Source organism: Sorangium sp. So ce321, assembly GCF_051530195.1.
In the GTDB taxonomy this organism is placed as follows: Bacteria; Myxococcota_A; Polyangia; order Polyangiales; family Polyangiaceae; genus Sorangium.
In genome coordinates, this window is sequence record NZ_CP150329.1 from 1,950,965 (window position 1) to 1,963,055 (window position 12,091).

Genomic DNA, 12,091 nt, shown 5'->3' on the forward strand with positions numbered 1-12,091 from the left:
CCCGAGGCCGCAGGAAGATGCCATGAGCACCGTTCTCCATCGTCTGGATCAATGGGCCAACGAATCCCCTGACGCGCCCGCCCAGCGCTACAGATCTCAGGGGCAGTGGAGGACGCTGACGGCGCGCGAGTTCCGCGACCGGGTCTACCACCTGGCCCTGTTCCTCGAGTCCAGGGGCTTCGACGCGAGCCAGATCGGGGCGATCCTCTCGTACAACTGCCCGCAATGGGTTCACGCCGACCTGGCGGCGCTGCTCGTCGGGGGCAAGTCGGCGGGCCTCTATCCGAACTCCACCGCGAAGGACATCCAGTACATCCTGAGCCACACCGAGGCGACGCTGCTCTCGGTGCAGAACAGGGAGTATTATCAGAAGATCTCCGCGGGAGGTGGTGAGTCCGACGTGCCTGACGGCGTGAGGTGGGTCCTCGTCTTCGACGGCGACGCGTCCTTCTCTCCAAAGGCGATCTCGTACGAGCAGGCGCTGGCCGAGGGGCGCGCGCTCGCGCAGCAGCCGGGCGCGAAGAAGTACGCCGATTACCTGGCGAAGATCGATCCGAACGCCGGCGCGTTCCTGATCTACACCTCGGGCACGACGGGCAACCCCAAGGGGGCGATGCTCTCGCACCACAACCTGGCCTACACGTCCGATATCGCCTCGACGTACTGGGGCCTCCCGCTCGCGCGCGGCTCGATGTTCTCGTTCCTCCCTCTCTGTCACATCGCCGAGAAGCTGCAGAGCGTGGGCGTCGGCATCACCAAGCGCTACACCGTCAATTTCTGCTCGAAGTTCGAGAACGTCGCGGCCGAGCTCCCGGACGTGCAGCCCACGCTGCTGCTCTGCGTGCCGCGACTCTGGGAGAAGATGATGGAAGGGGTGATGGCGAAGGTGCGCGGCGGCAAGGGCGCGAAGAAGAAGCTCGCCGAGTGGGCGTTCTCCGTCGGCGCCCGCGTGGCCGAGGCGAAGTTCGCGAAGCGCGCGCCGAGCCGGCTCGATCTCGTGCAGCTCAAGCTCGCCGACAAGCTCGTGCTGAGCAAGGTGCGGGTGGCGCTCGGCCTGAGCAAGGCCGAGGTGATCGCCTCGGGCGCGGCGGCGCTCGCGCCGCACATCACGACGTGGTTCCGCGCGCTCGGGCTCGATATCCTCGAGGCCTTCGGCCAGACCGAGTCGACCGGCATCATCAGCATGACCGAGCCGGGCGTCGAGAGCGCGGGCACCGTGGGCAAGCCGGTGCCGGGGGTCGAGTTCAAGCTGGCCGACGACGGCGAGCTCCTGACGCGCGGACCGCACGTGTTCATGGGCTACTTCAAGGACGAGGCGGCGACCCAGGCCGCGCTCGAGGGCGGCTGGCTGCACACGGGCGACCTCGGCGAGTGGAACGAGCGCGGGCAGCTCAAGATCCGCGGCCGCAAGAAGGAGATCCTCAAGACCTCGGGCGGCAAGATGATCGCGCCGCTCCCGATCGAGGAGCGGCTCAAGGCGGCCGAGATCATCAGCCAGGTGTGCATGGTGGGCGACGGCCGCAAATACCTCTCGGCGCTGATCACCCTGACCGAGGGCAAGCTCGCCGAGCTGAAGGACCGGGGCGCCCTGAACGGCGACGCCGCGATCACGAGCCCCGAGGTGGTCAATCAGGTGAAGGCGCACATCGACTCGCTGAACGCGGGGCTCGCCAGCTTCGAGCAGATCAAGAAGTTCACGGTCATCGGCCGCGAGTTCTCGGTCCAGGACGGCGAGATGACGCCGACCCTCAAGATGAAGCGCAACGTGATCGAGCAGCGCTTCCGTGGCGTCATCGATCAGATGTACGCAGGCGAGTGAGCGGGGGCGCTCCGCCGTGGCGGCGGGGGCGGCGCGCCGCCAGGGCGCCGAGCGGGGATGAGCTCCCGGCGCCGTCGCGGCCTCGCTCCTCGACGCTGGCGGGGCTCCGGGGCGGGATCGGTAGAAGAAAAGAAGAACGACCGTGAAGGACGCCAGGGGCGCCAGGGGGAGATGATTCCCGGGTTCTCCTGGCGTCCTTTCGGGTTGTCGAGCTGGACTGCCGCGTACGGCGCGGCCGGGCGCCGCGCTGGCTAGATCTCCGTCGGATCAGGCCTTCGCGAGGTAGGTCTCGAGATCGTCGGCGCCGCCGATGTACTGGCCGTCGATGAAGACCTGCGGTGTCGAGGACTTGCCGCTAACGGCCCGGAGCCGCCGCGGCGAGGCCGAGACCTCCTCGTAGGCGAGGCCCCGCTGCTCCAGGAGGCGCTTCGCCTTCGTGCAGTAACCACACCCCGGCTTCGTGAACATCAGCACGTCGTGGGGCGCCTTGGACGACGGATCCAGGTGCTTCAGCATCGTGTCCGCGTCCGACACGTCGAAGGGGTCGCCCTCCACCTCGGGCTCGATGAACATCTTCTTGATCACGCCGTCTTCGACAAGCATCGAATAGCGCCACGAGCGCTTGCCGAACCCGAGGTTCGCCTTGTCGACGAGCATGCCCATCTTCTCCGTGAACTCCCCGTTCCCGTCGGGCAGGAACAGGACCTTCTCGGCGTGCTGGGCCTTGCCCCACTCATCCATGACGAAGGCGTCGTTCACGGACACGCACGCGATCGTGTCGACCCCGCGCCGCTTGAACTCGTCCGCGAGCTCGTTGTAGCGCGGCACATGGCTGCTCGAGCAGGTCGGCGTGAAGGCGCCCGGCAGCGCGAACACCACCACCTTCTTGCCGGCGAACACGTCCTTGGTGGTCACGTCCTTCCACTGGCCGTCGACACGCGTGCGAAACGTGACATCCGGAACGCGCTGCCCTTCGAGGTTCTTCAACATGTCTGTCCTGCTCCTCCAGTGCTCTTCCGTTGCGATCGGGAACGGCAACCCTTGTTCAACGTCGCGCGGCGCCCGTCCGGGCTCGCCGCGGCTGGCGAGAACTTAACCTCGCCCTTCCACGCCGGCCAGCCGTTGTGCGTCATCCCGGAAGCCCGCGCGCCGGCGCCATCGACGCTGCACAGCCCGCTGTGGCGCCCCTGCTTGCGCCCGGCGTCGGAGCGGGCCCGACAAGACGGCGCGACAAGGAAGCCGCTGGGCTCAAGGGGAGCGCAGGGAGGTGCGCGACGCGCGTTCGCGCAACGGATGCGCGCCGGGCGAGGCGGAGGGAGGCCGGGGCGGGGCCGAGGGCACCCTCGACGTCCGCGGGCGGCTGCTCGGCCGGCGCTGAGCCTGGCCCGGGGCAGCCGCCGCGCCGGCAAGGAAGCGAGCGCTCAGCCGCTCCGCGCCTGCTCCACCGCGCGCCACAGGTACCAGCTCGCCACGGTGCGGTACGGCCTCCAGCGCGCGCCGCGCTGCTCGAGCTCCTTGCGCGCCGGTAGATCGCCCTGCTCGAACGCGATCGCGAAGCCCTTGCGGATGCCGTAGTCGTCCGCGGGCAGCACGTCCGGGCGGCCGAGGCGGAACATCAGGAGCATCTCCACGGTCCACCGGCCGATGCCGCGCACCTGGGTGAGGCGCTCGACGAGCGCCTCGTCCTCCATGCCGCGGGCCTCGGCGAGCGTGGGGAGCTCGCCGTCCGCGGCCCGCCGCGCGAGATCGCGGAGCGCGAGGAGCTTCGCGCGCGACAGGCCGGCGGCGCGGAGCTTCTCGTCCGAGGCGCCCAGGATCTGCTCGGGCGTGGGGCCCTCGTGCGCGCGCGGGAACAGCGAGCGCACGCGCGCGAAGATGGTCGCCGCGGCCTTGCCGGTGAGCTGCTGGTAGACGATCGCCTCGGCGAGCGCGACGAAGAGGCTCGAGGTCCGGTCGAGCCGCATGCGGAACGGGCCGACAGCGTCGATGAGGCGCGCGAGCGCCGGGTCGGACGCGCGCACGTGCTCGACCGCGACGGCTGGATCGAAGCCGAGCGCGCCGCCGCCCTCGTCGTCGAGCGCGCCGCTCGCCTGGGCGCCCTCGAGCGCGAGGAGGCGGAGCTTCGTCGTGACGCCGCCGCTCCCGGAGAAGCCGCCGACCTTGCCGCCGGCCGCGAGCACCCGGTGGCACGGCACGACGATCGGGAACGGGTTGCGCCCGAGCGCCTGCCCCACCGCGCGCGCCGAGCCGGGCGCACCGAGCCGTCCGGCGATGTCGCCGTAGGTCAGCGTGGCGCCGGGCGGGATGGTGCGCGCGACCTCGTAGACGCGGCGGTGGAAGGGCGGCACGCGCTCCATGTCGAGCGCGATGACCGAGAGATCGCTCGCCTCGCCGCGCAGGAGCGCGACGATGCCGTCGAGCGCGCGCTGCACGTCGGGCGGCGGCGGCGCCTCGAGCGCGCCCGGGAGGCGCTGGAGCACGCGCGCGCGCGTCTCGCTGTCGCGCGCCTCCGGGAGCTGCACGAAGGCCAGGCCGCGCCCGCCCCAGGCGACGCCGCACCGGCCGATCGCCGTGTCGAAGAGCGTGAATCCGTGGGCTGTCATGGTGTGGCGCGAGCGTACCGCCCGCAGCCGACGTCGTTCTTGGAGAATCTTGCGCCGCCGCGCGGCGCTCGGCCGCGCCGCGTGAAGCGATGTGGAAGGAGAAGATCGCCACGGCCACGGGAATGCAGACGAAGGCCAGGGGAGACCCCGACCCGACCCACATCGAGGTAGCCGCAGCGACGCCGGTGACGCTCGATGGCAAAGTTTGCCGCTCTGGCAATTCTTGCCATCGTGCGATGGCATGGCTTGCCATGCCGCCGCCGCGCCCATCCGCCGCCGAGGCGGCAGCAACAGCGGCCGGCGCGTCGCGTGACCTCGCCGAGCTGCGGCCGACGGGCGGCACGAGCGTTGCTCTATACGAGAGCGTCCGCGATCACTGCTTGATCTATCGAACACGGCGCTGCTGTTGAGAGCGCCAGTGACACGCCTCAAGAAGGACCCAAATCATGCGTTACCTGTTCGCTTTGTCCGCTGCTGCTTTGCTCGCTGGTTGCGTCGTCGACGCGCAACCCGGTTCAGAGCTCATCGATTCGTCCCAGGATCCGCTCGTCAACGGGCATGTCGCCACCGAGGCCGAATACCCGTCCACGGTCCACCTGGGCGGCTGCACGGGGGTGAAGGTCGGTCCGCGCCACTTCCTCTCCGCAGCGCACTGTTTTTCGAACCCTGCGAGTGTCACGCAGCTGAACGTCACGCCAGACAACAACGCGCTGAACCCGGTCTCGCTCACGGTAGTGTCCGTGAACAACCACCCGGAGTACCAGAACTGCACGAGCTGCGCCGGGGACCACTCGATGAGCGACTTCGGGCTTCGACCCGACGTCTCGCTCATCATCGTCAACGAGCTGACGCCGCAGATCCCGGTCGCCGTCATCGACCCGAACCCGGTCCCGGTTGGCACGTCGGTCACGTTGACCGGTTACGGCTGCGAGGGCGTCACGCCGCCGCCTCCGACGCGGTTCAAGGTGGGAGACTCCGTGACCGTCTCGCCGCTGACCTTCGACCCTGCCACGACCATTCCCGGCGGTTACACCACCACCCAGGGACCGGCCCTGGTCCCCGGCGCGCCCGCGCTGTGCCCCGGCGACTCGGGCGGGCCGCTGTTCCGCACGGGCACGAACGTCGTGGTCGGCATCAACTCCCTCGTCTCCGGCAACGAAAACGGCGAGATCGGCAACTGGTTCACCCGCCTGGACCTGGAGTCTCGTTACAACGTCCACTCCTGGCTCCAGGGGCTGATCGGAGCGCCGATCTCGACGCCGTGCAGCTCGATCTGCAGCAACCCGACCCCGATCACGTCCGTTTCCTACTCCAGCGGCAACCTCGGCACGGGCGAGCGCTGCTTCGAGTCCACGGCGAACTCGGTGAACGTGAACTGCGGAGGCTTTGCTTCCTCGCGCACCTTCGACGTCAACGGAACGGCGCTGTCCTGCAATGGACAGGGGATCACCCTCCCCGCGAAGCGCAACGGCGGCTATTGCTTCCACGCCAGCGCCGGTAACAACTCCTGGGCCTGGTTCACCACCTGGTGAGGGTGACGTCGCGGGACGGTTAGCGCCCGCCGTCGTCAACCCGGACCAGCCCCGCCCGGGCTCGCGGGCTCCGCGTCAGCGCGCCCGGGCTTGTACCCGTCACACCTCTGCTCCGTTCCTGCTGCCGGCCCGGGCATCGTGATGCAGGGCGGCGCGAACCCCGGCGCCGCAGCGACGCGCGCCATCGGGCAAGCCCCCAACCTCACACAGGGTGGTGTCGAAGCCATGTCTCGAAGTCGGTGAGCGGAATCCCGAGCGCTCGCGCCGCCTCGGGGGTGGCCGGGCTGCCGTGGTGGTTCAGCCGCTCGTGCGGGCGCGCAATCGTCGGCATCACGCCCAGGGCGATGGCCTCGTCGGGGGTGAGCGACGGCGCTTCGATGGGAAGGCCGAGCGCGCGGGCCAGGGCACGGGCGATCTCGCGCATCGTCAACCGCTCGCTTGCGAGCTCGAGCTCCACGCCGTGGAACCGTGACGGCTCCTGGACCGCGGCTGCGGCCGCCGCCCCGATGTCCTGCACGGCGACCAGGGCCAGCTCCGTGTCAGGCGCGATCGTGGTGAGCAGGCGGTCCCCCGTGTACCCCTCGAACATGATGGAAGGGCGGACGAAGTTCTCCATGAAGAAGGAGGGCTTGAGGAGGGTCCAGAAGCGGAATCCGGCGTTCTTCACCAGCTCTTCGGTGTACGCCTTGCTCTCCCAGTAGTTGCGGAGTTGGCCCCGCTCGAGCTCCCAGCCCGGCGCTCGCCGGTGGTGCGCGCCGGCTCCGGACACCGAGGTGTGGATGAACTGCGGCACGCCGGCTGCCCGGGCTGCCTCGACGAGGTTCTTCCCCTGCACCCGCTCGGAGTCCGACTCGGGGTCGGCCATGCTCGGGTGCTGCACGGAGAACACCGCCCGCGCTCCCTCGCAGGCGACGCGCAGCGAGCCGGAGTCGTCGAGGTCGCCCCGCACGAGGACCGCGCCTCGAGCGCGCAACGCGATTGCAGGGGCCGCGCCAGGGTCACGAACGAGCGCACGCACGGGGACGCCTCGCTCGAGCAGCGCAGCGGCGACGGCTCCGCCTTGCTTGCCCGTGGCGCCGGTGACCAGCACCGGCGCGGTGGTCGCTTCGATGGACATGAGTTACCCTTTCTGAGGCGAATGAAGGCCTCGAAATACCCCCCAACCATGCGGCGCTCGCGCGGCCACGACCAGCCGAGCGCGTCCACGTTGCTTTCGAAATCGTCCAGCTCGGGTCACTCGTGGACCCGCTGAGCGAACTCCTCTCCTCGGTTCGAGCGACGGCGGCGTCGTGGGCCTGCCTCGACGCGAGGGCGCCGTGGGGCGTCGCGCTTCGAGGCAGGCCTTCGACCTTCTGCATCCACCACGTGGTGAGCGGCACGGCCTGGCTCTCGACCGAGAACGACGGCCACGCGCTCGCCCTGACGACCGGTGATGTCGTCGTGGTACCGCACGGCGGGGCGCATTCGCTCGGGGATCGTACCGACACGCCGGTGGTCGCTCTCGAAGAGCTGCCCGGGGTCCGCGCGAGCGGCGAAGCGCGCGTGTGGCACCTGACCCTCGGCGGCGTGGGGACCGAGACGAGGGTCACGTCGGCGCTGGTCGAGCTCGAGGATCCGTTCTCCGTCCCGATCGTGTCGTCGTTGCCGCCCGTGTTCCGGCTCGCGGGTGCGGGCGCGGGTCACGCGTCGCTCGTGGAGCAGCTCCGTCTCCTCGCGCGCGAGATCGCGTCGAGGCCGTTCGGCTCCGATCTCGTGCTCGCCCGCATGGCAGACGTGCTGTTCGTCCACGTGATGCGGGCGTACGTCGAGACGCTCGGCGACGAGCCTTCGCACTCGTGTCGCTCGCTCGAGCTGGTCAGCGCGCTGCGCGACCCGGGCGTGGCCACGGCCCTGGGCCTGATGAGCCGTCGACCGGAGCATCCATGGACGGTCGCCTCGCTGGCCGAGCAGGTCGGGCTGTCGCGGTCTGCCTTCGCGGCGCGCTTCACGAGCCTCGTGGGCGAGCCGCCGCTCGGCTTTCTCACGCGGATGCGCATGCAGAGGGCGACGATGTTGCTGCGCGAAGGCGCGACGCTCGCGTTGACCTCTCAGCTCACCGGCTACGCGTCGGAGGCCTCGTTCAGCCACGCGTTCCGGCAGTGGTCGGGCATGGCGCCGGGGGCCTACCGTCGCCAGCAGCACGCGCGCCAGAGCAACCCAGGAGCCGAGCCCGGCGCTCGGCCCCGAGCCGAGGGGGGCCAGGGGCCGCCAGCGCGACGAGCCGCAAGGGCGTGAGGCGCGGCGGCGATGCGGTACTAGCCTTTCGGCCGCAATGAATCGGCGGTGTAGACGATCTTCCCCCCGACCATGGTCATGAGCACCTGAATCTTCCCGAGATCGTCCTCGGGGATCTGAAGGAAGTTCTGGTCCAGCACGATCATGTCAGCGAATTTGCCGACCTCGATCGAGCCCACGACCTTCTCCAGCCGCAGCTGGTAGGCCGAGTTCATGGTGATCGCACGCAGCGCGACGCTGCGCGGCAGGAGCGGATCGTCGTTGAGCCGGCCGGCATAGGCCGGACCAAAGCTGGCCGGATGCGCGGGGTCTCCCCTGCGGGTGACGCCGATCTTCAACGCCAGGAACTCGGCGAACGGGTCGACCGGCCAGTCGCTTCCATAGGCTATCCTCGCGCCAGCGCTGTGCAGGCTGCCCTCGGGCTCCAGGCGGGCATAACGCTCCGGCCCGAGCTGATGCTTCATCGCATCGACGGAATAAGGGGCCTCTTGCGCCCACTGGAACGACATCACCGGGATCACGCCGAGCGCCTTGAAGCGGCCGAAGTCCGCCGGATCGACCGTCTCGCAATGCGCGATCGCCGCGCGAATGTCGTTGCCTGGCAGCTGGGCGCGCACGTGCTCGTAAGCGTCGAGCGTCTGCCGCACCGCGCGGTCGCCGATCGCGTGGACGTGGGGATCGAACCCGGCCTTGACGGCCGCGAGGAGGAGCGACTTCAGCGTGTCCGGCGGGAAGTAAACGTCGCCGCTGCGCGTGCCCGTCACCCACCTGGGCGCGCCGTCCGTGCCCACGTTGACATTGTACGGCGCGAGCATCGCCGCGGTCTGGGCCGGCGCCTGCAGGACACCATCCATCATGATCTTGACGTGGCGAGCGCCGATGCCAGGGGCCGGCTCCGCGGCGGCCTGATCGTGGGAGGCCGCCAGGGCCCTGGCCGCGGCGATCGCTTGTTCCGGACCCTTCGCCACCTTGTCAGGATCCATCAGAATGGCGAAGAGCGCCCTCGCCGTCAGGTCGCCGCTGCGCTGCACGGCTGTGAACGCTCGCAGCGCACGTTCGTCCGTGGACGCGTCCATGAACGTGGTCACGCCCTGGTGGCGTATCGCGTCGAGCGCCGCCTTCGCGCTGCGCACGTCGTCCTCTAGCGCCGGCGCCGGCATGGCCGCCGATACGAGCGCGATGCCGGCATCCTCGAAGATGCCCGTTGGCTTGCCGTCTGCGCCGCGATCGATCTTGCCGCCGACCGGATCGGGCGTCTTTTCGGTGACGCCTGCCAGCGCCATGCCGCGCGAGTTGGTCAGCACGCTGTGGTGGTCTGTGGAGTGCACGAGGATCGGCCGCTGGGTCTTGAGCGCGTCGAGCGCAGCCAGGGTCGGGTCGGCGTCCACCGATACCGTGCCCTGCCGGTCCCAGCTCGTCACCTCGAGCCACTGATCGGGAGCCTTGGCTGGCTCGCCGTCGAGGCAGGCCTGGATCTTCGCCTGGATCTGCGCGATGGTGAGCGTCTTGTAGTCGAGGCTGCACATCAGACGTTGCGCCCCGCCGGACATGACGTGCAAATGGCCGTCGACCAGCCCGGGCATCAGCATGCGGCCCGTCAGGTCGATGACCTCGGTCCGAGCGCCCACATACTCCTGTACGCCGCTGTCGGCGCCGACATAAACGATCCTGCCGGCGCGCACCGCGACCGCCTGGCGCACAGAGTCCGCGCTGTCGACGGTGTACACGAACCCGTTCCGCAGCACGGTGTCGGCGGGCTGCTTCATGGGGGCGCCGCAGGCGACCTGCATCGAAAAGAGCGCGCACGTCGCCGCGTACGCGGCGCTGAACGCGCGATGACGGCGGGGGGGAACGCGCCTGTCGCCTGCAGCCCGAGACTTGTTCCTCATGAGTGCTCCTGTGGCCATCCAGCGTCGCCCGCGGCACGGCGTTGCCATGGCCGGATGGGCTCGCTTGAACCCAGAGACGGAGATCTTCGTCGTCGTGGCTCGCGAGGGCTCCGCTCTGGACATGCCCGTGTCGCCCGGGAGGCCCCGAATCGAGCCTCCATCGTGGAATACACGAACCAGACCACCCCTGCAAGACCAGCCGCGGCTCGCCGGATGGCGGCTCCGAGCGGCCGGGAGGGCGAGGGGGAGAGCCAGACGCTGCGGAGGCGCCACGCCGAAAACCACGGGACCTGCTCCGGGTCGACAGGACATTCTTCCGTGCGATCCGGCGCCCCGTGAAAAAGCGAACGATATCAACGTTCCAATCAAGCGTCGAACGGGCGGCGCTCAGGATGATTCGTGATCAACTCGGCGCTCTCGTGGCGACTCGCGCACGACAAGACGAACTGTCCTGGGATCTGGAGCTCGGCGGCCCCCGCTGCTCCCCGACCCGGACAGGCAGCATGCCCGGCCACCGAAGACCCCCTAGAGGGCGCGGGCGAGCCGGTCCTGGAAGAGCTTGCGGTCGCCTCGCGCCGCCTTTCGGAAGCCGCGGGGCGAGACGCCGGCCGCGCGGTGGAACGTGCGCACGAAGTTGGAGAGGTCGCCGAACCCGACGTCGAGGGCGATGTCGGTGATCGACCGGGTGTCCTCGGCGAGCAGGCGAGCCGCGCGGCGCAGCCGGGCCCGGACCAGGTACTGGTGCGGGGTCACGCCGAGCACCCGGGCGAAGAGCCGCAGGAAGTGGAACGCGCTGAGCCCGGCCTCCCGCGCGGCGCTCTCCAGGTCGATCGGCTCGTGCGCATGCGCGTCCACCCACAGGGCCGCTTCCACGGCGCGGCGGCGGTCGCGCGCCCCGGCCTCCGGCGGGCGCCGCCCCTGCCCGGAGACCACCTCGACGAAGCGGGACGCGAACAGCATCCCCGCCTCGTCGAGGCCGACGCCGCTCCTGCCTTCGGCCGCCGCCTGCGCGAGCTCGCCGAGCACCATCAGCCCGGGCAGCGGCGGCACGCCGCCGGTCCGGAAGGCCTCGCCTCGGGCGCCGAGCGCCTCGACGAGCGCCGGCGCGAGGTGGAAGGAAAGGCACTCGTCGCCTGCGACGTGGTCGTGCGTGCACATGTACTCGTCGCCCGGGTGCCCGACCAGGAGCGACCCGGCCACGAGCTCGAACGACGCACCCCGGACGCGGTAACCGAAGCTGCCCTTGCGCACGTACGAGACGGAGAAGCCGCGGTGCAGCTCGGCGAACGGCGCGTCCCCGGGGCCGGCGCTGCACCGGTAGTCGAGCACCGAGATGGCGTCGCGCCGCAGCACCGTCGTGACCCTCATGCTCCACCGACTCTACCGGCGGCGGCGCAGCCGGGCAACCGGAGCCGCTCCGCCGCGTCCGTGCAGCTCCCGCGCTCGTTTTCGCCGTGGCGTGGCGTCGAGCCGAGCCGCGCGCGGCCTCGCCGAGGCATGCCGCCCGCGGTGAGTCGCATCGGTGGGAGAGCGCAGCCGCCGGGATCGCCATTCACGTCGTTTCCCTCACCCGCGGGTCGCGGCTTCAGATACCGAGTCTGCCTTAAGGCCATTCCCGAGCCGCGGTACGGGATACCGCGGGCACATGCATATCCAATGAAGAACAGCCTCCAGGCGCGACGTCCCGGTCTTGCTGACAGCGAGGGTATCGCTATAGTCGCGCCATGGTGCGCCGTGACGAGCTCGATCCCGGGCCCCGTTCGCGGGACAGGGGAGCGATCTCAGGCTGCACGTCTCCAGCGGGTGCGAGTCCCGCCCGGGTAAGCGCCGGAGCGCCCGGTAGCAGGCCCCAGGCTGACGGGGGAGACCCCTCGGTCCGAGCGGGGCGTCGAAAGCCTCTACGGAGGGAGCAAGAACGCGGGCCGCAACATCAAGTGAAGCCTGCCGCCTCGACAGACAAACAACGAAGGAGCC

At 70.0% G+C, this 12,091-nt stretch carries 9 protein-coding genes; 4 read left to right on the forward strand and 5 right to left on the reverse strand.

From position 1 onward, the window contains the following. Nucleotides 1–22 precede the first annotated feature (22 nt). A complete protein-coding gene (locus WME89_RS07560) occupies nt 23–1,819 on the forward strand; it encodes an AMP-dependent synthetase/ligase (protein ID WP_438008557.1) in 1,797 nt (598 codons plus the stop codon). 267 nt (nt 1,820–2,086) lie between these two features. On the opposite strand, the gene WME89_RS07565 is transcribed toward WME89_RS07560, so the two are convergent. Together WME89_RS07565 and WME89_RS07570 are read right to left on the reverse strand one after the other, a co-directional pair. Further along, complete coding sequence (locus WME89_RS07565) at nt 2,087–2,809, reverse strand: glutathione peroxidase (RefSeq protein WP_437652874.1); 723 nt, start codon at nt 2,807–2,809, stop codon at nt 2,087–2,089. 431 nt (nt 2,810–3,240) lie between these two features. After that, entirely contained in the window at nt 3,241–4,422 is a 1,182-nt protein-coding gene (locus WME89_RS07570; protein WP_437652873.1) for a methylated-DNA--[protein]-cysteine S-methyltransferase, read from the reverse strand. 89 nt (nt 4,423–4,511) lie between these two features. Here WME89_RS07570 and WME89_RS07575 point away from each other — a divergent pair, with 89 nt between their 5' ends. Beyond that, nucleotides 4,512–4,832 carry a hypothetical protein gene (locus WME89_RS07575; RefSeq protein WP_438008558.1) on the forward strand — a complete coding sequence of 107 codons (321 nt, stop codon included), beginning with the start codon at nt 4,512–4,514 and terminating at the stop codon, nt 4,830–4,832. A gap of 36 nt (nt 4,833–4,868) precedes the next feature. Further along, nucleotides 4,869–5,954 carry a trypsin-like serine protease gene (locus WME89_RS07580; RefSeq protein ID WP_438008559.1) on the forward strand — a complete coding sequence of 362 codons (1,086 nt, stop codon included), beginning with the start codon at nt 4,869–4,871 and terminating at the stop codon, nt 5,952–5,954. A 202-nt stretch (nt 5,955–6,156) separates the two neighbouring features. Here WME89_RS07580 and WME89_RS07585 read toward each other — a convergent pair whose 3' ends face one another. Then, nucleotides 6,157–7,065, reverse strand: coding sequence for an NmrA/HSCARG family protein (locus WME89_RS07585; RefSeq protein ID WP_438011908.1), 909 nt, complete (start codon nt 7,063–7,065; stop codon nt 6,157–6,159). Between the two features lie 128 nt (nt 7,066–7,193). Here WME89_RS07585 and WME89_RS07590 point away from each other — a divergent pair, with 128 nt between their 5' ends. After that, complete coding sequence (locus WME89_RS07590; RefSeq protein WP_438008560.1) at nt 7,194–8,228, forward strand: AraC family transcriptional regulator; 1,035 nt, start codon at nt 7,194–7,196, stop codon at nt 8,226–8,228. 20 nt (nt 8,229–8,248) lie between these two features. Here WME89_RS07590 and WME89_RS07595 read toward each other — a convergent pair whose 3' ends face one another. Further along, complete coding sequence (locus tag WME89_RS07595; RefSeq protein WP_438008561.1) at nt 8,249–9,994, reverse strand: amidohydrolase; 1,746 nt, start codon at nt 9,992–9,994, stop codon at nt 8,249–8,251. A 648-nt stretch (nt 9,995–10,642) separates the two neighbouring features. Continuing rightward, the gene (locus tag WME89_RS07600; RefSeq protein ID WP_438008562.1) at nt 10,643–11,485 is read right to left on the reverse strand and encodes a helix-turn-helix transcriptional regulator; all 843 of its coding nucleotides are present in this window, start codon (nt 11,483–11,485) and stop codon (nt 10,643–10,645) included. Nucleotides 11,486–12,091 lie beyond the last annotated feature (606 nt).

What these genes read in the sequence shown, in the direction of transcription:
- WME89_RS07575 (WP_438008558.1), top strand. Translation starts at nt 4,512, where the DNA reads ATGTGGAAGGAGAAGATCGCCACGGCCACGGGAATGCAGACGAAGGCC.
- WME89_RS07560 (WP_438008557.1), top strand. Translation starts at nt 23, where the DNA reads ATGAGCACCGTTCTCCATCGTCTGGATCAATGGGCCAACGAATCCCCT.
- WME89_RS07580 (WP_438008559.1), top strand. Translation starts at nt 4,869, where the DNA reads ATGCGTTACCTGTTCGCTTTGTCCGCTGCTGCTTTGCTCGCTGGTTGC.
- WME89_RS07565 (WP_437652874.1), bottom strand. Translation starts at nt 2,809, where the DNA reads ATGTTGAAGAACCTCGAAGGGCAGCGCGTTCCGGATGTCACGTTTCGC.
- WME89_RS07600 (WP_438008562.1), bottom strand. Translation starts at nt 11,485, where the DNA reads ATGAGGGTCACGACGGTGCTGCGGCGCGACGCCATCTCGGTGCTCGAC.
- WME89_RS07570 (WP_437652873.1), bottom strand. Translation starts at nt 4,422, where the DNA reads ATGACAGCCCACGGATTCACGCTCTTCGACACGGCGATCGGCCGGTGC.
- WME89_RS07595 (WP_438008561.1), bottom strand. Translation starts at nt 9,994, where the DNA reads ATGAAGCAGCCCGCCGACACCGTGCTGCGGAACGGGTTCGTGTACACC.